General features: G+C 76.8%; 17 protein-coding genes and 1 pseudogene. 4 read left to right on the top strand and 14 right to left on the bottom strand.

All coding sequences use genetic code 11. The features are described from left to right. Positions 1–249: 249 nt before the first annotated feature. Positions 250–684, bottom strand: a complete 435-nt coding sequence (locus D450_RS0105680; RefSeq protein WP_017537711.1) for an ankyrin repeat domain-containing protein — start codon at positions 682–684, stop codon at positions 250–252. A gap of 30 nt (positions 685–714) precedes the next feature. Further along, positions 715–1,266, bottom strand: a complete 552-nt coding sequence (locus D450_RS0105675) for an NUDIX domain-containing protein (protein ID WP_017537710.1) — start codon at positions 1,264–1,266, stop codon at positions 715–717. A gap of 409 nt (positions 1,267–1,675) precedes the next feature. Between D450_RS0105675 and D450_RS0105670 the strand changes: the two genes are divergently transcribed. Continuing rightward, the gene (locus D450_RS0105670; protein ID WP_017537709.1) at positions 1,676–2,179 is read left to right on the top strand and encodes a hypothetical protein; all 504 of its coding nucleotides are present in this window, start codon (positions 1,676–1,678) and stop codon (positions 2,177–2,179) included. A gap of 439 nt (positions 2,180–2,618) precedes the next feature. On the opposite strand, the gene D450_RS0105665 is transcribed toward D450_RS0105670, so the two are convergent. The 6 genes from D450_RS0105665 to D450_RS0105640 form a co-directional block, all read right to left on the bottom strand. Next, on the bottom strand, positions 2,619–4,313 hold the full coding sequence (locus D450_RS0105665) for a hypothetical protein (RefSeq protein ID WP_017537708.1): 1,695 nt from the start codon (positions 4,311–4,313) through the stop codon (positions 2,619–2,621). A gap of 34 nt (positions 4,314–4,347) precedes the next feature. Next, on the bottom strand, positions 4,348–5,634 hold the full coding sequence (locus D450_RS0105660) for a site-specific integrase (protein ID WP_017537707.1): 1,287 nt from the start codon (positions 5,632–5,634) through the stop codon (positions 4,348–4,350). 68 nt (positions 5,635–5,702) lie between these two features. Then, the gene (locus tag D450_RS0105655) at positions 5,703–6,161 is read right to left on the bottom strand and encodes a hypothetical protein (RefSeq protein ID WP_017537706.1); all 459 of its coding nucleotides are present in this window, start codon (positions 6,159–6,161) and stop codon (positions 5,703–5,705) included. Positions 6,162–6,272: 111 nt separating this feature from the next. Beyond that, positions 6,273–6,605, bottom strand: a complete 333-nt coding sequence (locus D450_RS0105650) for a hypothetical protein (protein WP_017537705.1) — start codon at positions 6,603–6,605, stop codon at positions 6,273–6,275. Between the two features lie 703 nt (positions 6,606–7,308). Further along, the gene (locus D450_RS0105645; RefSeq protein WP_017537704.1) at positions 7,309–7,845 is read right to left on the bottom strand and encodes an isochorismatase family protein; all 537 of its coding nucleotides are present in this window, start codon (positions 7,843–7,845) and stop codon (positions 7,309–7,311) included. 585 nt (positions 7,846–8,430) lie between these two features. Beyond that, complete coding sequence (locus D450_RS0105640; protein WP_017537703.1) at positions 8,431–12,057, bottom strand: TM0106 family RecB-like putative nuclease; 3,627 nt, start codon at positions 12,055–12,057, stop codon at positions 8,431–8,433. 398 nt (positions 12,058–12,455) lie between these two features. Here D450_RS0105640 and D450_RS31710 point away from each other — a divergent pair, with 398 nt between their 5' ends. Next, complete coding sequence (locus tag D450_RS31710; RefSeq protein ID WP_051063554.1) at positions 12,456–13,157, top strand: septal ring lytic transglycosylase RlpA family protein; 702 nt, start codon at positions 12,456–12,458, stop codon at positions 13,155–13,157. Positions 13,158–13,241: 84 nt separating this feature from the next. Here D450_RS31710 and D450_RS29535 read toward each other — a convergent pair whose 3' ends face one another. Both D450_RS29535 and D450_RS0105625 read right to left on the bottom strand, forming a co-directional pair. Then, complete coding sequence (locus D450_RS29535) at positions 13,242–14,408, bottom strand: baeRF2 domain-containing protein (protein ID WP_017537702.1); 1,167 nt, start codon at positions 14,406–14,408, stop codon at positions 13,242–13,244. Between the two features lie 109 nt (positions 14,409–14,517). Beyond that, entirely contained in the window at positions 14,518–15,687 is a 1,170-nt protein-coding gene (locus D450_RS0105625; RefSeq protein ID WP_017537701.1) for a protein-tyrosine phosphatase family protein, read from the bottom strand. Positions 15,688–15,978: 291 nt separating this feature from the next. Here D450_RS0105625 and D450_RS0105620 point away from each other — a divergent pair, with 291 nt between their 5' ends. Together D450_RS0105620 and D450_RS0105615 are read left to right on the top strand one after the other, a co-directional pair. Then, on the top strand, positions 15,979–16,398 hold the full coding sequence (locus D450_RS0105620) for a hypothetical protein (protein WP_017537700.1): 420 nt from the start codon (positions 15,979–15,981) through the stop codon (positions 16,396–16,398). 246 nt (positions 16,399–16,644) lie between these two features. Next, entirely contained in the window at positions 16,645–17,106 is a 462-nt protein-coding gene (locus tag D450_RS0105615; protein WP_017537699.1) for a hypothetical protein, read from the top strand. A 166-nt stretch (positions 17,107–17,272) separates the two neighbouring features. Here the strand turns inward: D450_RS0105615 and D450_RS0105610 are convergent, their stop codons facing one another. The 4 genes and pseudogenes from D450_RS0105610 to nirB form a co-directional block, all read right to left on the bottom strand. After that, on the bottom strand, positions 17,273–17,998 hold the full coding sequence (locus tag D450_RS0105610; RefSeq protein ID WP_017537698.1) for a sirohydrochlorin chelatase: 726 nt from the start codon (positions 17,996–17,998) through the stop codon (positions 17,273–17,275). A gap of 176 nt (positions 17,999–18,174) precedes the next feature. Continuing rightward, a pseudogene (locus D450_RS29530) lies at positions 18,175–19,358 on the bottom strand (uroporphyrinogen-III synthase). Then, positions 19,355–19,729, bottom strand: a complete 375-nt coding sequence (nirD, locus tag D450_RS0105600) for a nitrite reductase small subunit NirD (protein ID WP_017537696.1) — start codon at positions 19,727–19,729, stop codon at positions 19,355–19,357. Before nirD ends, D450_RS29530 begins: the two are co-directional and overlap by 4 nt. 2 nt (positions 19,730–19,731) lie before the next feature. Then, the gene (gene nirB / locus D450_RS0105595; RefSeq protein WP_017537695.1) at positions 19,732–22,233 is read right to left on the bottom strand and encodes a nitrite reductase large subunit NirB; all 2,502 of its coding nucleotides are present in this window, start codon (positions 22,231–22,233) and stop codon (positions 19,732–19,734) included. Positions 22,234–22,256: the final 23 nt, after the last annotated feature.

The following is a 22,256-nucleotide window of genomic DNA, read 5'->3' as shown; positions in this document are numbered from 1 at the left end:
GCGGAGCCGCTGTACACCCGCGCCGACGGGCGCGAGGCGGCCCCCGGTTCCGGTGGGGCCGGCGGCGGGGGCTGACCGGCGGGGCGGCCGCCNNGTGGGGGCGACGCGCGGCGTCGCCCCCACCACTCGTTTGGCGGGCTGCGGGTCGGGCCGCGCTCCCCTGCCGCCTGTGCCCCGGGGCGGCGGCGACGGCGCTCGGCCTAGGCCTCGTGGCCCATCGGCCTGTCGGCCGCTCCCGCCTTCGGGGCCTCAGTCCTGGGCGCCCTCGGCGAACAGCTCCAGGAACTCCTGCTTGTCGAACATGCGGGCCGCCTCGATGGCCGAGGGGGTTCCCGCGGCCGCGTCGGCGCCGTGGCGGACCAGGGTGCGCACCACCTGGTCCTCGCCCTTGAAGACGGCCCCGGCCAGCGGCGACTGGCCGCGGTCGTTGAGGCGGTCGACGTCGGCGCCCCGCTCGCACAGGGCCTGCACCGCTTCGTGGTGGCCGTGGTAGGCGGCCAGCATCACCAGGGTGTCGCCCTTGTCGTTGGTCAGGTCCACCGGCACGCCCGCGTCCAGGTAGGCGCGCAGGGAGCCGCTGTCGCCGGTGCGCGCGAAGTTGAACACGCGGGTGGCCAGTTCGATCACGTCGGGGTCGTCGGTGGGGTCCGGGCCGGACCGCTGCGGGTCGTTGCTCACGCCCACCAGCCTAAAGGGCGCGGGGCCGGTGGCCGCTCAGGCGGTCCAGGGGGCGGGGCGGCCGTGTTCGAGGTAGACGGTGGTGCCGGCGTCCTGGGCCTGCAGTGCGCGGGCGGTGCGGCGGGCCAGGTCGGCGGGCAGGCGGTCGGCGGCCTGTTCGGGGGTGAGGAGTTCGGCGGCGGCCAGCTCGTCGGGCGGGAGGCGCAGCCGGTCCAGGGCGCGGGGCGGGAGCAGGCCGCCGAAGACGTGGATGAGGGCGGGGCGCCGGTTGGGGGTGGTGTGCGGGGGGATCCAGTCGACGGCCACGAGCGTGTCCAGCCGGGGGTGCAGGCCCAGTTCCTCGGCGCATTCGCGGATGCAGGCGGCCAGTGGGGACTCCCCCTCTTCGACGACGCCGCCTGGCAGGCCCCAGCCGGGGCGGTAGACCGGGTCGACGAGCAGGACGCGGCCGCCGGGGGCCTCGCGCAGCAGGGCGGTGGCGGCGCCGCGCACCCGCGGCAGGCTCTCGTAGAAGGCGGTCTCGGCGGCGGGGTCGGCGCCGGGGGCCGGGTCGGTCTCCCGGGGCGGAGCGTCGGGGGCGTCACCCATGGGGGCAGGCTACCGGTCGGAGGGGCTCTGGGGTGTTGCGGGCCGGGGGCCCGCGCCGGGGCGGGGTTGGTGCGGGGTTCGTCGGGATGGGGATTTTCGGCGCTCGAAGTCGGGACTTGGGGCCCGGGGCGGGGCCCGTTGGCGGTCGGTGCGGGCGGGGCGGAGGCGGCAGGGGGTCGTCGTACAGGCGGCAGCGCGGGTTCGGCGGGTTCGGCAGCCCCGGGTGGCGGTTACCGTGCGTGGTGCGGGCCTCGGCGCGCTCAGGGGCGACAGCGTCGGCTGAGCGGGCGATCGGGGCCGCGGCGGGACTCGTTCGCGGTCGGTCTGCTGGTCACTCCCGGTGTCTGAGATGCCCAAGACGCCGCGAATGTCGCTATGGTGCAGGCTCGACTTCGAGAGGAGCTGTTCCGTGCGCCACTTCGTCGGATTCTTCGTCGGCCTCCTCCTCGCCCCGCTGGTCGTGTTCGGCGTCGGGTGGGCCCAGCCCCGCCTGGCCGCGCTCAACGGGGCCGGAGGGACCTTCGCCGGCCCTGCGGGCGCGGTCACCGCCGGCGGCCTGTGCGCGCTGGCGCTGGTGGTGGCCGTGGTCCTGGTCGGGCCCCGGCTGACGCCCCTGCTGCCGGGGATCGCGGGGCTGACCCTGATGGCCGCCAGCGCCACCGCGGTGCTGCGCCCGGGGCTGGCCGACCGGGTCCCCGGGTGGGTGCCGGGCCAGGAGGGCGCGCTGTCCCTGCTGGAGCTGGGCGTGTTCCTTCCGCTGGCGGTGCTGCTGGTGGCGCCCCTGATGGTGCCCTCCCGGTGGGTGCGCGAGGAGCACGGCGGGGTCAGCCCGGACGAGTACTTCGACGGCCTCTACGACGAGGACTACGAGGACGGGGGCGCCGCCGGCGCCCAGCGCCGCCCCGCCGTCTGAGGGGCCTGCCCGCACCCGGCGCGGCCGCCCACCGCCCCAGGGCGGGCGGTGGGCCCTCCCCTTCGCCGGACAGGGCCGACCTGCCACGGCCGGCCGCTCACCCCGCGGGCGGCCGCCGATCGGCGCGGCCGCCATCGGCACGCCGGCACCGGGCGGAGGCGGACGAGTCACGCCTGACCCCGTAATCACCGCTGGTCCGAGTGGTTCTTCGGTGTCCGGGTGAGAGGCGTTTCAGTGTCTCCGGTCGCGATTCAGCGAAGCCTCGCGCGCACCGCCTGTATCCCCGGCTCAGGAAGCTCACCTCGGCGCGAACCCTCCACCGGACGGCTGCGTGCTCCCCCTCGGCCGATGAGGGCGCCCGAGGTCGCGGTTCGACCACGTGCGGCGCCGCCCGGAGCCCGGAGCTGTCCGAGCACCGGCGCGCGGCTCAGGCGGGCCCTCAGCGCCAGGTGGGGCCCCAGCCGGACTTGTTGGAGACGCCCGGGGGCAGCGGCGGCATGATGCGCTTGCCGGGCGGTCCCTGCTCGGGCTCCTCCCGGGAGGCGCGGGACTCGTCGTAGGCGCGCAGCATCTCCTCGGTCAGCACCGGGATCTGCTCGGTGGCCGCGGCATGGGGCTCGGGAGCGGGCTCGGGCTCCTGCCGCCCCTCCTCCCGGCCGTCCCGGGCCTCCGCATCGCCCTCGGGCTCGGGGGCGGGCTGCTCGGCGGCCGGGCCCTCCCCGTGCCGGTCGTGCCGCCCGGTGTCCTGCCCGTCCGCGGGCTCCTCTCCCCCGTCGGCGCCGGCCTCCCCGGGCTCGGGCGCTGGGGGCACCGGAACCGGGTCGGGCACCTGGTCCCCTGTGGGGTCCTCGGCCCCGGCGCCGGTCGCCTCGCCGTAGCCGGGCCAGGGGCCCAGCCCCGATTCGACGGGCCCGGTTCCCGGCAGCGGCGCCTCGGGGACGCGCTCGGGCCCGGGGGCCTGCTCCTCGGGTACTGCGGGGCCGGAGGCCTGCTCCTCCCCTCCCCCGGGGACGGGTGCGGGGACGGCCGGCTCCGCCGGCTCGGGCGCTGGCGGGCGGCCGAAGGCGTCGAAGGAGCCCGAGGCGGTGTCGGAGGGCGCGGAGGCGCGGGCCCACCACTGCTCGGCCTCCTGGGCGTCGAGCTCGGTGTCGACCTCCAGCCAGCCGTTGACCTGGGGGTGGCGTCTGCGGGCGTTCCAGGAGCGCGGGAAGGGCTGGGGGTCCAGGACCAGCACGTGCTCGCCGTCGTGGGTGGGGATGTCGGCGGGGACGCCCTCGTTCCACACCCAGGAGCCGTCCAGGGCCACCATGTTCCACCAGCCCTTGACCGGGCCGGCCGCGGGGTCGGGTTCGGCGTCTCGGAAGGCCGCGGTCCAGCGGGGGTCGGGGCGGTGCCCGGGAAGTCCCTGGCCCTGCTCGCCCACCAGGGCGTCGGCCAGCAGGGTGTGCAGCTGGAAGTTGTCGCCGATGCCCTCGAAGAACACCCGGAAGCCGCGTCCGGTGGCCCGGTCCAGGACCAGGGCCGAGGTGGCGCCGGTCATCCGCAGCAGCGCCCGCATTTCGGCGAACTCCTCCAGGACCGCCGAGAGCTGGTTGGAGATGGCGATCAGCTCGGCGCTCAGGGCGGTGTCGGCGCGCACGGCGGCGCGCACGCGGTGGTCGGCCATCATGGTGGCCGCGGCCAGCACGTGGCGGCGCACGGTCCACCAGCAGATGGTGGCGGTGGCGGCGGTCTCGCCCAGCTCTGCGGCCACGGCCTGCTCGGCCAGGGCGGTGACCTCGTCGGGGTCGGGGACCGCTCCGGCGCCGGCGGAGTTCCAGGCGTGCAGGAACACGGCCGCGCCCTGGCCCATGGTGCGCAGCAGGCGCACCACGGTGGTGCCGGTCTCGCCGGGGAGGGCGCCCGACTCCACCAGGGCGCCGGCCACCACGCACAGGTCGGCGGTGATGCCCGGGCCGGTGTGGCCGCCGGAGAGCAGGGTGCCCAGGGCCTCCAGGGCCAGCTCCTGCTCTTCGGTGGGGACGTGGTGGGCCAGGTTGTAGACGCGGTGCACGGCTTCGGGGAAGCGCTCGGTGTCGGATGCGACGGAGGCGTCGATCAGCTCCTGGAATGCCGCGCGAAACTCATCGATCACCCCGGCATCCTTGCACATAACAGACACGGGGAGATCACAGTCCGAGGCGGGTCACGGCGTTGTCTTCCAGCGGATTCGCGGTGCGGATGTAGGCGTGGACGGTGCGGGGGTTGGTCCAGCGGCCCTGGCGCATGATCTCGCGGTCGGCGGCCCCGGACAGGGCGGCCTGGGTGGCGAATCCGGCGCGCAGGGAGTGGCCGCCGAAGGCCTGGGGGTCCAGTCCGGCGCGGTGGGCGTAGCGCTTGACGAGTTCGGCCACGGCGCGCCCGGAGACGGGGCGGTCGCCGATGCGGCCGTGCCGGTCCACGGGCGGGAAGAGGGGGCGGGCGGTGCCGTCGGCCAGGTCGGTGCCGGTCCAGGTGTGGCAGCGGTGGGCGGGGCGGGGGTCCTGTTCGCGTTCGGCGCACCCCTCCAGGGCCCGGCGCAGGGCCGCAGGGCCGCCGTCGCGCAGGGCGGTACGCAGCTCGGCCCAGTCGGCGAAGGCGCACACCGGGCAGGTGGCCCGGTGGCGGCCGCGGGGCAGGGCGACCTGCTGGTCGCGGCGGGCCTCCTGGTCGGTCTTGGTGGCCTGCAGGCGCAGCACCAGCAGGGGGTCGCCGGTGCGCGGGTCGGTGTCCACGGCCGCGTCGTCGAAGGTCAGGGCGGCCAGTTCGCTGCGGCGCAGGGCGCCGGCGAATCCGGTGAGCAGCAGCAGGGTGTCGCGGGCGCGGGCGGCGCCGGTGGGGTGTCCGGGCTCGGGGCGGTGGTCGAGCAGGGTGGCCAGGGTGTGCAGCAGGACGGGGCGTTTGCGGCTGGGGGCGGCGCGGCGCCGGCGGCGGATGCCGCGCAGGGTCAGGCGCACCACTTCGGACCGGGTGGGCGAGGGCAGGCCGTGGGCGCCGTGCACGGCGGCGATGGCGGCGGCCTTGCGCTCCAGGGTGGAGGGGGACAGCGCCCAGCGCGCGGGGTCGTCCCGGCGGACGGTGTCGGCGGCGGCGGCCAGGTAGACGGCGACGTCGACGGGGTCGGCGGGCAGGCTGGTGCGGTGCTCGGCCATGCACCAGGCGGTGAAGGCGACCCAGTCGGTGCGGTAGGCGCGCAGGGTGTTGGGCGACTGGGCCGAGGCCAGGTAGCGGGCCAGGGCCCCGGCCTGGTCGGCGTCGAAGCGGCGGCGGACCTCGTCCAGGGCGCGGGTGTCGACCAGGACGCTGTGGGCGACCTGGTCGAGGCGGTGGCGGACCTCGGCGGGCACGGGCAGCGCCTCGGGCTCTGGTCCCGGTTCGGCGCCGGGGCCGTGGTCGTCGGGTTCGGGGGGGTTCTGGTCCGGTGTCGTTGCGCCCACGGTGGTCCATGATGGCGTATTCGCGGCGCGCGGTGTCCCGGGCGCGCCGCGGGCGGGGCGGGTGCGGATCAGGCGCCTCCCAGGCCGCCGCGCAGGGCCTGGAACAGCTCGGCCGGGGAGGCCAGGGTGAACAGGGCGATGGCCGATGCGGCGGTGGCCAGGACGAACAGGCCCGCGGCGATCTTGCGGCGGATCAGGGCGGCGGTGGCGGCGCCGGCGAGGGGGACGGCCAGGGCGCACACGAGCATGCCGGTCAGGTACCAGGCGGTGGAGCGCAGGGAGGCGTCGGCCACCTCGGGGTCGTCCATCATGGCCAGGCCTTCGGCCAGGACGAGGATGAAGAACAGGGCGGTGCCGCCGAGCCAGGCCAGGGTCAGCAGGGTCCACAGGGCGACGGGCCAGCGGGCCTTGGGCTCGTCCAGGGGCACGGGGGTGCGGCGCCGGGAGGCGGCGGCGGTGCCGGCGGGCGTGCGGGGGGCCTGCTCGGCGGTCTTGCGCTTGTTCTTGTTCTTCTTCTTGGGCGACATGCCCCTCCCCCGCTGCCCCGTGGTGTGCGCCTGGTCGGCGCCCACCCTAGTGGCCGGTCGGGCCTGGTCGGGCCGTGTGGAGAGCGGCCCCGGGGTGCGACGGGCCGGGGGTCAGGCGGGGCCGGGGGCCAGGTGGACGGCGGCGATGTAGACCGGCGGCCAGGCCAGCAGGGCGATGCTGCACAGGGCGGCGCGGCGGTCGCCGGCCACGGTGGTGATGGCCGCGGCGAGCAGGGGCAGTCCGGCCGAGGCGGCGAAGCCCAGGGTGTACCACTCGGCGGCCGAGTGGGCGCCGGCCGAGACGCCGTTGACATAGCCGACGGGGCCCAGGACCAGGGCTGCCACGGCCAGGACCGCGGCGACGATGCGGATTCCGGCGGGGTGGCGTGTGTTGGTGCCGGTGGGCAGGCGGCGCGGGCGGTCGCCGTTGTCTGTGGGACGCACGGTGTCGCGGGTGCCTTTCAGGCGGTGCGGCGGGCGAGGGAGGCAGACGGAGGCGGGCTCGGTCGGCCCGCCTGGCGCTGGTAACGCATGGTACCCCTGCCGCGCGGCCCTTCCGCCCGCTGCGCCCGCCGGACGGGGGCCGCCGCGGTGAGCGGACGGTGGCCGAGGGGGCCGCGGCCGCCCGCCGCACCTGGCGGGGGAACGGGCCGCGCCGGTCGGCCCCGTTCCGGGACCGATCGCCCTCAGGGCATCCCGGACGGCTCGCCCACCGTCGCCGGGCAAAGGATGTGCGTCCGGGCAGGGCCCGCCCTTCGGCGACGCTGCGCGTTCGGGCATGTCACCGGCTTTGAGGCGGCGGGTGCGGAGGGGGTGGGGCGCTCGTCGGCCCGATCACGCGTGACCGGGGGGCACGAGGGCGGTCGGGGACGGTGCGGGGAGCACCTGAAGTAAAACACCCCTGGGTAGGCGATGCATCACGTAGAGTGCATGGCGTGGGCGCCCGGGATGACGGCTCCCCCTCCATCCCGGGGCCCGCTCTTCGGCACGGCCGCAGGCGCGGGCGCTCGTTCACCGGCCGTGCGCCTCGGGGTCGTGTGCCGACACGGTGCGCCCACCGCCCGGGGGCCGTGGCGCCGGGCGAGAGCAGGTGCACGATGGCCGCCGCCGGGGACCGCGAACGCCCCGTCCGTCCGGGCCGCGCCGGTCACCCGGCCCTGTCCGGCGGCGCGGTGAAGGCGACCTCTGCGCCGGGGAGCACGCGCACGCCTTCGGCGCGCAGGTCCTGCTCCGTGGCCCGGGAGATGGCGTGGGCGTCCTCGTCCTCGTCGTAGGTGGCGTGCGCTCCGGCGACCAGCACGGTGTCCAGGCCCTGCCCCAGGGCGCCGCGGGCGGTGGCGGCGACGCAGTACTGGCTCTGCATCCCGGCCAGGACCGCGGTGCGCACGCCGGCCCGGGACAGCAGGCCGGCCAGGTCGGTCCCGGCGAAGGCGTCGCACTCGCCCTTGCGCACCACGTGCTCACCGGGCTCGGGGGCGTGCACCAGTTCCCAGCCGGGGGTGTGGGGTTCGTCGGGCTCGTCGGGGCCGCCGTCGTTCTGGACGTGGACCACCACCGCCCCGGCGGCGCGCGCCCGGGCGAGCAGGTCGGCCAGTGCCGGGCCGACATCGGGTGCCGAGGGGACCGCTTCGTCGCCCACCAGCATGTTCTGCTGGGCGTCGATGAGGACGAGGGCGGTGGTCACTGCTGCCTCCCAGGGGGTCGGCCGCCGGTGCGGGCGCGGGTCTCGAGGGGAAACGTTCCTATCAGAGGGAGCCGACAGGAGGGCGGGGGAACGGGCAGGCCGGATGCGGCCGCTCTGCCCGCTGGGCCCTTCTGCCCCTCGCCGGGGCGCGTGAGCTGGTGTGTTAGCGCGCGGGAAGCCGAACGAAACCGGCGCCGCCGATGCTGGGGGCGGCCGGCGATCCTTCGAGGGTGGACGCGCCGGGGCGCGGAAAGGGCGGGGGATCGTTGGGGATCCCCCGCCCTCTCATGTGCATGCCGGGGCGGACGGCGTCGGACGGGTGCGGACCTCCTCTCCGGGCGTTCCCGGGGGTCTCCGGCGGCCTGACGGAGGCCGGGGCACCTGTTCCCTGAGGCGGGAAGGCGAAGGGCGGACACCGCGCCGATCGAGGCCGGCGCGGCCGTGATCCTCAACGATGGGCGGCCGCCCCTTGGATCGTTGTCGGGGGCTGCTGAAGCGCGTGCGGCCGCTTCCGAGGTCCTTTGTCCCCCGGGCACGGGCGGACCCATGGCAGGAACGGTGGCCGGGCCGAGGCCGGCCGGCGCGCTATTCGGCGGGCGGCGGCCAGGGGTCGGCCTGGGCGCACAGGCCTGCGAAGCCCGACAGCACCCGCAGCTCCTCCACGGTGCGCGGCGCCGCCTGGGGCAGGCGCGGGGAGTACACCAGCACCGCCACCACCTGGGCGCGCGAGAGCGCCACGTTCAGCCGGTTGCGGGAGAGCACGAAGTCCAGGCCGCGGGCCAGGTCGGCGCCGCTGGAGGCGGTCATCGAGCAGATCACCGCGGGGGCCTCCTGGCCCTGGAAGCGGTCGACGGTGCCCACCCGCACCTGCTCCAGCCCCGCCTCGGCCAGGGCCCGGCGCAGGGCGCGCACCTGCATGTTGTAGGGCGCCACGACCAGCACGTCCTCCCCGGCCAGCTCGCGTTCGGCGCTGGCGCCGGGCTCGCGGACCGTGCGTCCCACCAGGTGGGCGGCGGCCTCCACCACCGCCTCGACCTCTTCGGGGCTGTGGCTGGTGCGGCCCTGGTGCTCCACCGTTCGGGCGTACAGGCCCGGGCGCACCCCGGCCACGGTGCGCTCGGCGGCGCTGGGGTGGGCGTGCAGCAGGCCGCGGTAGGCCAGGCGGGAGACGGGGGCGCACACGGCGGGGTGCATGCGCCGGGTCTGGTCCAGGAAGTAGCCCAGGGCGGGGTCGAGGATCTCGGCCCCGCCCACCAGGTGCTCCAGGGCCGAGGCGGCCGCGCCCTCGCCGTGGGAGCCCTGGACGACCTGGGGCAGCTGCTGGGGGTCGCCCAGCAGCACCAGGTTGCGGGCGGCGGTGGACACGGCGAGGGTGTCGGCCAGGGCGAACTGCCCGGCCTCGTCGATGACGAGCACGTCGAAGGGGTCGGCGGCCAGGGCCTCGTTGGCGAAGTTCCAGGCGGTGCCGCCGACCAGGTGCGCCCCGGGGTTGGCGGCGCGCCAGGCGGCCAGGGCCTTGACGGTGGCCGGCTGCTCCCAGCGGGCGTCGGGGTCGGGTTTGCCGGAGGGGCGTTTGGCGCACGGCAGGTCCAGGCCCTGGCCGCGGGCGGCGTGCAGGGCGGCGGTCAGGACGTTCTCCACGGCCTTGTGGCTGGTGGAGCACACGCCCACGGTGCGGCCGGTGGCGATGAGGTGGGCGATCAGCCGGGCGGCCAGGTAGGTCTTGCCGGCCCCGGGCGGGCCCTGCACGGCCAGGTAGGAGTCCTCCAGGGCGTCGACGGCGGCGATGGCGGCGGCCACGGTGTCGCCGCCGGTGTCGGCGGGGCGGGGCAGTGCGGCGCCGCCGGCCAGCCGCGGGGGGCGGCGGCGCAGCAGGTCCGGGCCGGGGCCGGCGGGCAGGTCGGGCAGCTCGGGCAGGACCTGTTCGGTCAGCGACCACAGGGCGGCGTCCTTGGGGGCCGAGCGCACGGGCGGCCCGGGCAGGACGGCGGCGGGGGCGCGGGAGTAGGTCTGCTGGGGGTCGCTGGTCTCCTCCAGGGTGAGCGATCCGGCGTCGGCGGCGGTGACCTGGGCGTCCACGGCGTCGGCGGGGCGTCCGGGGGCGGCGGGGTAGAGCAGGCGCACCCGTTCGCCGGGGGTGAAGGGGTGGGGGCGGGCGGGGTCGGCGCGGGCGTGGATCTCGCGGCGGGACTTGCGCCGGCGCCCGGTGGGCTCGACCCATGCGCCGGTGCGCACGCGCAGGGGCACCAGGCAGTCGCCGTCGGCCTCCAGCTCCTCGATGGGGGCGGACAGCCGGCGGAAGAAGTCCCACCAGGCGGGGTTCTCCTCGCGGCGGTAGTAGCCGGCCAGGGCGGCGAGCAGGGCGCGGGCGTCGTGGTGCTCTCGGCGTTCGCGGGGGTCCTGGGGCACGTCCTGCAGGAGGGGGGCGGTCAGGGCGCGCAGGCGCTCCTCGGCCTCTTCGCGGCGGCGCCGGTTCTCCTGGGCGCGTTCGTCGGCGTCGTCGGGGGCCAGTTCGCCCTGGGCGCCGGGGCGCTGGTCGATGCCGTGCTCGCGGCGCAGGTCCTCCAGCCAGTCGCGCAGGCGGGCGGTGGAGGCGCAGTCGTCGTGGTTGTAGTCGGCGATGTCGGCCAGGACCTTGGCGGCGCGGTCGGCGTCGCCCTCCTGGGCGGCCAGGGCGTAGTCGGCGTAGGCGTCGATGCTGGAGACGGCGCTGGTGACGTCGCCGCTGCGGGCCTGGGGCAGGTAGAGGGGTTCGAGGTACTTGATGGAGTAGGAGCGCTGGGAGACGCGCAGGCTCTTCTTGACCACGGTGTACAGGTCGATCAGGCGGCGGTCGCGCAGGAGTTCGTCGACCTGGGCCTCGCGGGTGCCGAAGGCGGCGGCCAGGAGTTTGAGGCGGTCGGCCTCGTAGGAGGCGTAGTGGTAGACGTGGGCGCCGGGGTCGCGGTCGATGCGCTCGCACACGAAGTCGACGAAGTCCTCGAAGGCGCGTTTCTCCTGGGCGCGGTCGTGGGCCCAGAAGGCGTGGAAGCGCTCGGGGCCGGGGGCCGCGTCGGCGGGGTCGGCGGGGTGGTCGGGCAGGTCGCGGGCCACGGCGCCGAACAGGTACTCCAGTCCCCTGCCCTGGGGGCCTTCGTAGTAGGGGTAGCCCTCCATGTCGAAGAAGACGTCGCCGGGGCTGGGGGCGGGCAGTGAGGCCAGGCCCTCGGGGGCGTGGACCTCGGCCAGGACGGTGCCGCGGGGGTCGTCGCCGGTGCGGGTGGCGTCCTGGCGGACCTGGAGGGCGGCCTGGGCGCGCAGGCGTTCGAAGGTGTGCGGGGGCAGGGCGGCCGGGCGGTTCTCGGGTTCGGCGGCGGCCAGGGCGTCGATGGTGGTGATGCCGGTGTCGGCGAGTTTGCGCGCCTGGTCGGTGCGGATGCCGGCGACCAGGGTGAGGTGGCGGGCCTCCTCTCGGCCGCGGGTGCACAGGGCGGCGTAGCCGCAGCCGTCGCAGGCGGGCTGGGGCGGGCCCCACAGGGGGTCGGGCAGGGCCACCGAGGCGGGGTCGAGGGGGCCGCCGCCGGGGGCGGTGAGGCGGTCGGCCATGCGGGTGCGCACCTGGTGCAGGACGGGCAGGTACTCGGCGGTGCGGTGGCGGTGGGCGGCGCCGTCTCCGGTGAGCAGGTGCATGTTCTCGGGTTCGGGGGCGCCGGTCTCGGCGACGGAGGCGGCGTAGGCGGCCAGCTGCAGGACGGCGCCGGGGCCGGGGCGGCGGGCGAGCTTGGTGTCCCAGGGTTCGTGGGTGTGCGGGCCCGGGGCGCCGGCGGTGCGGCCGGTGGCGGGGTCCACGGCGGTGCTGACCAGGAAGTCGGCGCGGCCGTGGAAGGCGACGCCGGGGCGCAGGGGGTGGTAGAAGGCGGCCTGGTAGACCACGGGCGCCCCCTGCTCCATGGCGGCGCGGGTGGCCTGGGCGGCGCGCAGCATGTCCTGGTGGGTGGGGCGGGGGTCGTCGATCTCGACCAGGTCGTCGCCGAAGAGGGCGCGCAGGCGTTCGAGCTCGGCGCGCTCGTGCTCGTGCCCCTGGCGGGCGATGAGGGGGTCGATGTCGGCGGGGGCGGGTGCGCCGGGGGCGCCGGCGGCCAGGGCGGCCTTGAGGGCGCTGCGGTGGTCGCACTCCATGGCGTCGACCAGGTCGGTGGGCGAGATGACCCACCCGTTCTCGTTGCGGAACACCTGGCCGCTCCCTCCCCGCTGGTTCTTCGCGGGGCATTGTGCCACGTCGGTGCGCCGTTCGACCGGTGTTCGCGCCGGGGCGGGCGGGGTGGGGGCGCCGCGGGCGGTCACGGTGGGGTGCGCGGGGCTCACGGGGCGTCGACGGCGCGGGTGACATGTTCCACAAACCGGGGTTTTCTGTTCTCGTTACCTCCTCGTGATGGTTAGGGTCGGTCCCCGTTGGTCCAGACCCCCTTTGCGTACACGTGACCAGCTCTTTTCGGTCGCCCCCGGATCCCGGGCGGCCCACCGCTGCGCCGGCGCGCCCCTCGGTCGCGGGAGGCGCCGGGCCCCAAGTCCCGGCGGTTCCAGGCCTTGCGCAGCCGACTTTCGTGTTCCCGTTCAAAGGACGATCAGCCGTGGGCGATCACCAGCCCGAAAGCACCTCCCTTCTCCAGCGCATGAAGACCAAGCGCGCCCTGGTGGCCGTGGCCGCCTCGGGTGCGGTCCTGGCCGCCGGCGGCGTGGCCGGCGCCGCGGTCGTCGGGGGCGCCCAGCCCCAGGACCTCAACAGCGCGGCGAAGGTGCCCCAGGCCCAGACCTCCGAGCAGGCCGCCGACGAGCAGGCCCCCGACCAGGAGCAGGTCGACAAGGAGCGCGAGCAGGCCCAGCAGGAGCGCGAGGAGGCCGCCTCCCAGGCCGAGGGTTCGGCCAGCGGCACCGCCGCCCAGGCCGAGGAGGAGAAGGAGGAGGAGCCCGAGCAGGAGTCCTCCTCCCAGGACGACTCCTCCGGCTCCGAGTCCGGCTCGGGCGAGTCCTCGGGGCTGACGCCCACCGGCCAGGGCGGCACCTGCGAGGCCTCGATGTACAGCGACCCCCAGCCCACCGCCAGCGGCGGTACCTTCGACCCCTCGGCGATGACCGCGGCGCACAAGGAGCTGCCCTTCGGCACCAAGGTGGAGGTGACCAACCCCTCCAACGGCAAGTCGGTGGTGGTGAGCATCAACGACCGCGGCCCCTACATCGCCGGGCGGTGCCTGGACCTGTCCACGGCCTCCTTCGAGACCATCGCCAGCGCCAGCCAGGGCGTGGTGGACGTGGAGTGGCAGGTCGTCGGCTAAGGCCGCCTCCCCTCCCCTGTTCTGCGCCGTGCGTGCGGCCCCGGCTCCGGCCGGGGCCGCACGTGTGCGCGGGGGCGGGGGCGCTCACTGCGGCCCGCCGGGCTCGGCGTCTCCGGGCGCGCCCGCTGCTGCGGCGCCGCCCGTCGGGGCGGGGGCCGTCTCGAAGCGCAGGAGGGCCGCCGTGCCGTCCTGTACGTCGGTCCCCTCGGGGAGCATCGTCAGCGCGGCGTCCTGGGCCTGGGCTGCGCGCAGGAGCAGGGCACCGGCGGGCGCGGTGAACGGCTCGCCCTCGCCCGCCAGGTCTTGGGGGGCCCAGGCCACCTGGGCGTGGTGGCCGGGCAGGGCCCACAGGAGGCGTTCGGCCGCCGCCGTGCGCTCCAGCAGCAGCCGGCCCACCTGTCCGCGCGAGAGCGCGCGGCACACGGCGTCGGTCCCGGCCACCGCCGTGCCGCGGGCCGCCTGCTCGGGCAGGTCCTCCAGTACCCGGGCGCGCAGCGCCCCGGCGGTCCGGTTCAGGGCGTCGTCGACGCGGGTGCGCAGGCGCTGCAGGTCGTCGGGGTCGGAGCGGCCGCCGCCCTCCAGCTCCACCAGCAGGCCGCGGGTGCGCGTGCTCAGGGCCCGGCGGATGAGGCCGACCGCGCGCTCGTCGCCGCCGATGAACACCGCGGCGGCGCCCACCGACTCCACGGCCTGCTCGATCTCGTGGGCGGAGTTCCCGGCGTTGATGCGCCAGATGTTCTCGGTGTTCTCCTGGTAGCGGCGCTGGCTCCACCCGCCGGCGGGGACCTTGGAGATGTGCAGGGAGGCGCCGGTGTAGTGGCGTTCGTCGACGGGGGCGCCGGTGGCCGGGTAGGCGTAGACGTCGGCGCCCAGCCGGTCGGCGGCCACCAGGGCGTAGGCGACCGTGCCGTCGGTGTCGGCGGCCAGGTCCAGGGGGTCGGGGACCGGGAGCCAGGCGCCCCGGTCCTGCGGGGGCGGCGCGGTCAGGGTGTAGGCGCCCAGCAGGCGGCCGCCGGCGGCGAACAGCGCCTCGCCCTGCGGGCCGGGCACGCCCTTGGCGCCGCCGGCGGCGGCGTCCAGGGCCTCGACGGTGGCCGGGTCGGCGCCCTGGGCCTGCAGCTGCTCGCACACCGAGCGGCGGCGCAGGCGGATGTGGTCGGGCGCGTCCTCTTCGGCCAGGGTGGTGTCCAAGTAGGCCGTGGCCACCGGGCCCGGCGCGGCGTACAGGTGCTCCAGGAAGCGCAGGTCCATGGTGCGCGGGCCCGCCCGGCCCGCCTCACCTCCCCCGGGTGCGCAGGGACGTCGTGGTCGGTCCCCTCCCGCTGACCGCGCCCGTCCCCGGCCATGCGTGCGCGCGGGGTCAGTCCCCCTGGTGCTCGCGCGGCGCGGGCGCGCCGTCGGGGAACAGGGCGGCGGTGGGGTCGGCGAGGTCGACGCCGTTGAGGGCGGCCGCGGCCCTGGACAGGGCGGGGGTCTTCAGGTGGCCGCCGGTGGCGCGGATGATCAGGCGCAGCGCCTCCACCACGTCGGCGCCGCAGGCCAGGGTGGCGTAGTGGGCGGCCACGGCGGGGGTGCGGGACTGCCCGGCCGCGCAGTGCAGCAGGACCCGCTTGCCCTCGGCGCGCAGGGCGGCCACCGCCCCGGCGGCCTCGTCGAGCACGAAGTGCAGGTTGGGGTTGACGCCCTCGCCCTGGGCGTCGGCCAGCCACACCTCGATGCGGTCGCGGGCGGGCAGGTGGGCGGGGGCGTCGGCCGGGCCGATCCGGTTGAGGGAGACCACCGCGTCCACGTCGGGGCCCGAGCGCAGGTGGGCCACGTTGCCCAGGAGCACTCCGGGGTCGTGGGGGTGGGGGGTGCAGAAGGGGGTGTTGACCGAGGGGGCCGCCCCGGTGGGCTGGGCGGGCGCCTCGGGCCAGGCGGCGGGGTCGGTGCCGCGGGCCAGGACGACGGCGCGCCGGACGAGGGCGCGGGGGGCGACGATGTCGGCCAGGCGCCGCTGCGCCTCAAGGGGGATGCCCGAGGCCCCCCACCGTGCTCCGGCCATGGCCCCTGCGTACATGGCCGCTTCGTCGCCCCCCGCGGCATAGGCCCGCCAGACCGCCTCCACCAGCTGGGAGCAGGGGAAGACCGCGCGGGCCGGCTCCAGGGCGGGCGCGGGCGCCTCGGCGGCGGCGCGCCAGCCGGCGCCCATGGGGCTGTGCGGGGGGACCACCGGTTCGGGCGCGGGGATGCGCCCTTCGGCGGCGGTGGCGCGCAGGGCCAGGGCCCAGGCGCGGTCGGGGAGGGTGTCGACGGCCTTGTGGACGGTGGCGGGGTCGGCCATGCCCTCCAGGGCGGTGGAGATGAGCCAGGAGAGCAGGGCGGGCCCGGCGCCGTCGCCGTCGGGGTGGGTGGCCTCTTCGGCCATGGCGGGCGGGGCGCCCACGATGCACGCGGCGGCGGCCGCACCGGTCCAGGCGCCGGCGCAGCGGTCGTAGCGGGGGTCGTCGCGGGGCCAGGAAGGGGGGTCGGTCCGGTCGTCGGCGGGCATGGAGGGGCTCCTCGGGGTCACTGCCGCGGCACGTTGTGTCTATGCCCTCTAGAGAGGCCTCTCGCCCGTGATAGCCGCATCCGGCCACGGATCCCCCAAGACGCCCCAATCCGGAAATCGATGATGTCCGAAAGCGGAACGGCGGGGGCGGGGCCGGCGGCGCGCGCAGCGGGACGACAGGGCAGGGGCGGGGGCGGGCCCCGACCGCCCTTCGGAGCACGGCGCCACGGCCCTTGGTCCCCGGCCCCGGACCCGTCCTTCCGCTCCGGGGATGTGGTCGGATCGGGGCCCATGGGTTGGTCTTCGGTCACCGCGGCGCTCGAAGGGGCCGTGCTTGTGTCCCCGGTGTGGGTCCTGCTGTTCGCCGTCCTGGTCCGGATCGGCAGGCGCCGGCGCGCCGATCGGCTCCCGGCCGTGCTCGACAGCGCGGCCGACGTGCTCTGTGCGGTGTCGGTGCTGGGGATCGTCTCGCTGACACTGCTCAACCCCGGGACCGTGGGCGGGCTGGTGCTGGTCCCCTTCAGCGTCACGGCCTCCTCCGGTCCGGGAGTGACCGGCCTCTGCCAGAACGGCGGGAACGCTGCCCTGTTCCTGCCCCTGGGAGCCTTCCTCCCGCCGGCCCTGGGGCGCCGGCCCGCGGACGGCGCCGGTGGCCGATCCGGGCCCCGGGCCCTGAGCGGCGGGCCCCTCCGGCTGACCACGGCGCTGTGACCGAGCGCGCCTCGCGGTGGTGCTCACAGCCGTCGGCGAGCTGCCGTCCCGGCAAGGGAGTGCTTTCACGTCGGCCTGCACCACGCGCCGACGGGAGTGCGGACGGCCGCCCGGGAACTGTTCGCGCAAGAGCGCGGCGACGAGGCCCGACCGGGCCGACCGACCCCGCACGGGGTGCGCTCCTGCGCAGCGCGGCCGCGTCGTGCAGCGATTCCGCGCCCGCCGATCGAGGAATGGAGGAGTGCCGTGGGCCTGCGAGACCTGCTCCGTCCACAGGAACGGGCACGCCGCGCCGAAGCCGCGCGAGCGCGCCGCGAACGCCAGATCCGTATCACCCGCGAGGACGTGGAAGAAGTGAAGGGCGTCTGCGACTCGGCGCTCAAAGCCGCCCGCTCGGCCGTCCCCGTCGAGGAGTCGCGCACCGGCGTCACCGAGACACGGATGACCCGCGGCGGCCTCATCGTCCGCGGTCAGGTCGTCGACGTCCACGGCCGCTCCAGATCGGGGAAGCGAACGATGCGCGCCCAGCTCGGGGCGGTGGGCTATGTGGCCGACGAGGACTTCGGTGCCGACGGGGTCGTGGTCACCGGCTGGGATCCGGAGCACTATCAGGGCCCGCAGCTGACCGTCGAGCGCATCGACGCCCGCATGGAAGAGCTCCTCGACGTCCGCCGGCGCCTGCTGGAGGAGCAGCAGCAAGGCGGATGAGCGCGGCCGTCCGTCCCAGGCCGGGATCACCGAGCGTGGTGTCCTCTCCCCCGCGGCCGGTGCCGGCCGCGACCCGACCCGGCGGCCACCGCCTCGACCGCGGAGTCGACGCCGTCGCTCGGCATCCGACCCCCGACCAGGATGCCCGGGGTGCCGACGGGCGCGGTCAGCGCGTCGCCGACGCCGCCAGGGGGCGTTCCTGCGCGGTGGACACGGTCCGGACGTAGCGGTCGGCCAGGACCCGGGCCACGGCCGGGTGCGGGCACAGCGGGCCGGCGACCGTGTCGGCGCCCGCCTCGGACAGGCGCGCCTGGAACAGGCCCGGGGCCAGCAGCCAGGAGGCCACCGCCACCCGGGCGGCGCCGCGTGCACGCAGGGCCGCGACGGCCTCGGCGACGGTGGGGGCGGCCGTGGCCGCGTATCCGGTCACCACCGGTGCGCCCACCATCGGCGACAGCATCCGGGCGGCCCGCTCGACCTCGCCCAGGGCGCGCCGGTCCGAGGACCCGGCCCCGGCCAGCACCACCGGCTCCCCCGCGCGGTGCCCGGCCCGGGCCAGCCGGGCGGCCGCGGCCGCCACCAGGCGCCGGTCGGCGCCCAGGGCCGGCGCGACGGGCACCTCCGCGCGCCCGGCCCGGGCCAGCTGCTCGGGGATGTCCACCCGGACGTGGTAGCCCGAGGCCAGGAAGGCCGGGACCACCACCAGGGGGCCTGCGACGCCGGCGGCGACCTGGCCCACGTCGGGTTCGAGCACGTCGGCGAAGGCCAGCCGGACCGGGGCTCCGGAGGCGGCGGCGGTGGCGCGGGCCAGGGCGCGGGCGGTGCGCGCCCCCTCGGAGTCGCGCGTGCCGTGGACGGCCAGCAGCAGGGTGGGGGTGGGCGGGACGCTCATCGGGGCCTCCTATGCCAGTGGGCGGACCGGAAGGGGTCGGCCGGGCCCCATTGCCCGGGAGGGAAGCGGTGGTTCAGAGGTCGTGGCCGGTGCCGCCGGTCATGCCGCCGGCGGGTGGGGGCCGCGCTGCGCGGCCCGGGTCCGCGGCGCCCCGGCGGCGGATCCGCCGGTGCGGCTCACTCGCACGGTTGGGCGTCCAGGGCGAGGCGGTAGCCGCGCTTGACCACGGTCTGGATCATCCGCGCGTCCCCCAGGGCCGCGCGCAGGCGGGCCACCGCCGTCTCCACCGCGTGGGCGTCGGCGTCCGGGCCCAGGGCCGCCAGCAGCTCCGAGCGGTGGCGCACTCGCCCCGGGCGGGCGGCCAGCTCGCGCAGCAGCCGCATCGGCGCCGGGGTGAGCGGGCGCAGCTCGCCGTCGACCTCGGCGGCCCGCCCGCNCCCAGCCGCAGCCGCCTGCCGGCCACCGGCAGCTCCGGGCAGGTGCGCGGCAGCTCCTCGGCCAGGCGCCGCACCAGCGCCCCGATGCGCCCGCGCGCCGGCCAGACCGTGGGCACGTCGTCGGCGGCCAGCGGCGCCGCCGTCACCGGGCCCACGCACATCGCCATCGGCCGCCCCGCGCGCAGCGCCCGCACCAGCGGCCGGTAGGCGCCGGTGGTGCGGGACCGCTGCAGCAGACCGGCCGCCGCCGGGGCGCTGGTGAAGGTCAGCGCGTCGATGCCGCCGCCCACCGCCGCCTCGATCAGCCGGTCCAGCACCGCCGGGTCCTCGGGCCCGGTCCACCGGTAGACCGGCACCTGCACCACCTCGGCCCCGGCCATGCGCAGCGCCGCGCAGAAGTCGGGCAGCGGCTCGCCGTGCAGCTGCACCGCCACGCGCAGCCCGCTCACCCCGCCCTCCAGCAGCCGGTCCAGCACCTCGGCCGAGGACTCCGAGGGCGGCGACCACTCCTCGGTCAGGCCGGCGGCGCGGATGGCGCCCTTGGCCTTGGGCCCGCGGGCCAGCAGCCGCGAGGAGCGCAGCGAGGCGGTCAGCGGCTCGGCCAGCCCCCAGGTCTCGCAGGCCTCCAGCCAGCCGCGGAAGCCGATGCCGGTGGTGGCCACCACCACGTCGGCGGGGCGGTCGATGAGCGCGCGGGAGACGTCGGTCAGGCGCTCGTCGTCGCTGAGGGGCACGATGCGCAGCGCCGGGGCGCACACCACCTCGGCCCCCTTGCGGCGCAGCATGGCCGCCAGCTCCTCGGCGCGGCGGCTGGCGGTCACCCCGACGGTGAAGCCCTCCAGCGGCGCCGGGTCGGAGGGGCCCGGGCCGGGCTCCGGCGGGGCCTGGGGCCGGGAGGAGGCGGTCGCGGCGGGCGGGCTCATCGCAGCGCCCCGGCGTCGATCTCGACCCGCCCGTCGCTCTCGCGCACCGGGTAGCAGGCCAGGCCCGGCCCCTCGGCGTCCAGGGGGCGGCCCGTGCGCAGGCTGAACACGTGCTTGAGCAGCGGGGAGGCCACGGTCGGCTCCCCGGCGCGGTCGCCCATGATGCCGCGGGCGATGACCGCGGCCCCGGTGTAGGGGTCGATGTTGGAGACGGCGTACAGGCCGCCGGCGGCCGAGCGGAACACGGCGGCCTGGGCGCCGCCGGGCAGCAGCACCGCCGCGCCGCGCTCGGCGGCCAGCAGCGCCGAGGCGCACACGGGGGTCCAGGTGTCCGGGGCGGCCGGGGCCGGGGTCTCGGTGATGGCGGTCATGGTCAGGCCTCCACTGCGGTCGCGGTCTCGGGCATCCCCAGCAGCACGGGCTCGGCCGGCACCGGCTGGTCGCGCACCGTGTCGAAGGAGATGGTGGGGTCGGGGGTGTGGGGGGCGTTGGCGAAGGAGACGAACCGGGCGAGCTTGTCGGGGTCCTCCAGCACCCCGCGCCACTCGTCGGTGTAGGCGCCGATGTGCGCGGCCATGTCGGCCTCCAGGTCGGCGGCGATGCCCAGGGCGTCGTCGACGACCACCTCGCGCAGCCGGTCCAGCCCGCCGTCCAGGGACTCGATCCAGGCGGAGGTGCGCTGGAGCCGGTCGGCGGTGCGGATGTAGTACATGAGGAAGCGGTCCAGGTAGCGCACCAGGTCCGCCGAGTCCACATCGCCGGCGAGCAGTTCGGCGTGGCGGGGGGGGAAGCCGCCGTTGCCGCCCACGTAGAGGTTCCAGCCCTTGTCGGTGGCGATCACCCCGAAGTCCTTGCCGCGGGCCTCGGCGCACTCGCGGGCGCATCCGGAGACCGCGCCCTTGAGCTTGTGCGGGGAGCGCAGGCCCCGGTAGCGCAGCTCCAGGTCGATGGCCATGGTCACCGAGTCCTGGACCCCGTAGCGGCACCAGGTCGAGCCGACGCAGGACTTGACGGTGCGCAGCGCCTTGCCGTAGGCGTGGCCGGACTCGAACCCGGCCTCCACCAGGCGGCCCCAGATCGCCGGGAGCTGTTCGACGCGGGCGCCGAGCAGGTCGATGCGCTGGGCGCCGGTGATCTTGGTGTAGAGCCCGAACTCGCGGGCCACCTCGCCGATGACGATGAGCCGCTCGGGGGTGATCTCGCCGCCGGGGATGCGCGGCACCACCGAGTAGGTGCCGTTGCGCTGCATGTTGGCCAGGAAGTGGTCGTTGGTGTCCTGCAGCCCGGCCTGCTCGCCGGAGAGGATGTGGCCGTTGCCCAGGGAGGCCAGGATGGAGGCGACGGCGGGCTTGCACACGTCGCAGCCGGCGCCGGTGCCGTGCCGGGCGATCAGCTCGGAGAAGGTGGTGATGCCGGTGGCGCGCACGATCTGCATCAGGTCGGCGCGCGAGTGCGCGAAGTGCTCGCACAGTGCCCGGGACTGCTCCACCCCCGCCTCGGCCAGCAGGGTCTTGAGCATGGGCACGCAGCTGCCGCAGCTGGTGCCGGCGCAGGTGGCCGCCTTCAGGGCGGGCACGTCCGCGGCGCCGCCGTCGATGGCCGAGCCGATGTCGCCCTTGGTGACGGCGTTGCACGAGCAGATCTGGGCCTCGTCGGGCAGGGCGCCGGGGCCGGCGGCCGCGCCCGGGGAGGCCGGGGAGATCATCTCCAGCGGGTCGCCGGGCAGCTCGCGCCCCACCAGGGCGCGCAGCGTGCCGTAGGAGGAGGCGTCGCCCACCAGCACCCCGCCCAGCAGGCGGGAGGCGTCGTCGGAGACCACGAGCTTGGCGTAGCGGCGTGAGGCGGCGTCGTTGACCACCACCTCCAGGGCGCCTTCGGCGCGGGCGTGGGCGTCGCCGAAGCTGGCCACGTCCACCCCCATGAGCTTGAGCTTGGTGGAGGTGTCGGCGCCGGTGAAGGCGGCGGTGCCGCCCAGCAGGGCCTGGGCGGCGGTGTCGGCCATGGCGTTGGCGGGGGCGACCAGGCCGTAGACGGTGCCGTCGTGGCTGGCGCACTCGCCCACGGCGTAGATGTCCGGGTCGCTGGTGCGGCAGGCGTCGTCGACGGCGGCGCCGCCGCGCGGGCCGATCTCCAGCCCGGCGGCGCGGGCCAGGTCGTCGCGGGGGCGGATGCCGGCGGAGAAGACCACCACGTCGGCGGGAAGGACGCGCTCGCCCAGGTCCAGCCCGTCGGCGCGGCCGTCGGGGCCCGAGCGCACGGCCGAGGTGGCCGCGCCGGTGTGGCACCTCACGCCCAGGTCGGCGACCATGCGGGCGAGCAGGGCACCGGCGCCCTGGTCGACCTGGGCGGGCATCAGGTGCGGGGCCAGTTCGACGACGTGGGTGTCCAGGCCCAGCAGGCGCAGCGCGTTGGCGGCCTCCAGGCCCAGCAGGCCGCCGCCGACGACGGCGCCGGTGGCCGCGCCCCGGGCCGAGGCGGTGATGGCCTCCAGGTCCTCGATGGTGCGGTAGGCGTGGCAGCCGGGCAGGTCGGCTCCGGGGACCGGGGGGATGAAGGGGGTGGAGCCGGTGGCCAGTACCAGGGCGTCGTAGGCCAGGACGGTGCCGGCGTCGGTGGTGACGGTGCGGGCGGCGCGGTCGATGGCGGTGACGCGTTCGGACAGGCGCTGGTCGGCGCGGTCGGTCAGGTCGCCCAGCAGCAGGTCGTCCGCGCTCGCGCCGTCGAAGTAGCTGGAGAGGGCGACCCGGTCGTAGGCGGGGCGGGGCTCCTCGCCGATGACGGTGACCTGCCAGGCGCGGCCGGTGTCGGCGCGGGTGAGGGTGTCGACCAGCCGGTGGCCGGCCATGCCGTTGCCGATGACGATGAGTCGTGCCATGGCTCGGGGGTCCCCTTCCTGTG

It is taken from the genome of Nocardiopsis halophila DSM 44494, from assembly GCF_000341245.1.
Lineage (GTDB): Bacteria > Actinomycetota > Actinomycetes > Streptosporangiales > Streptosporangiaceae > Nocardiopsis_A > Nocardiopsis_A halophila.
The sequence above is the reverse complement of the archived record's forward strand: the minus strand, read 5'-3'. Positions and strand labels throughout refer to the sequence as shown.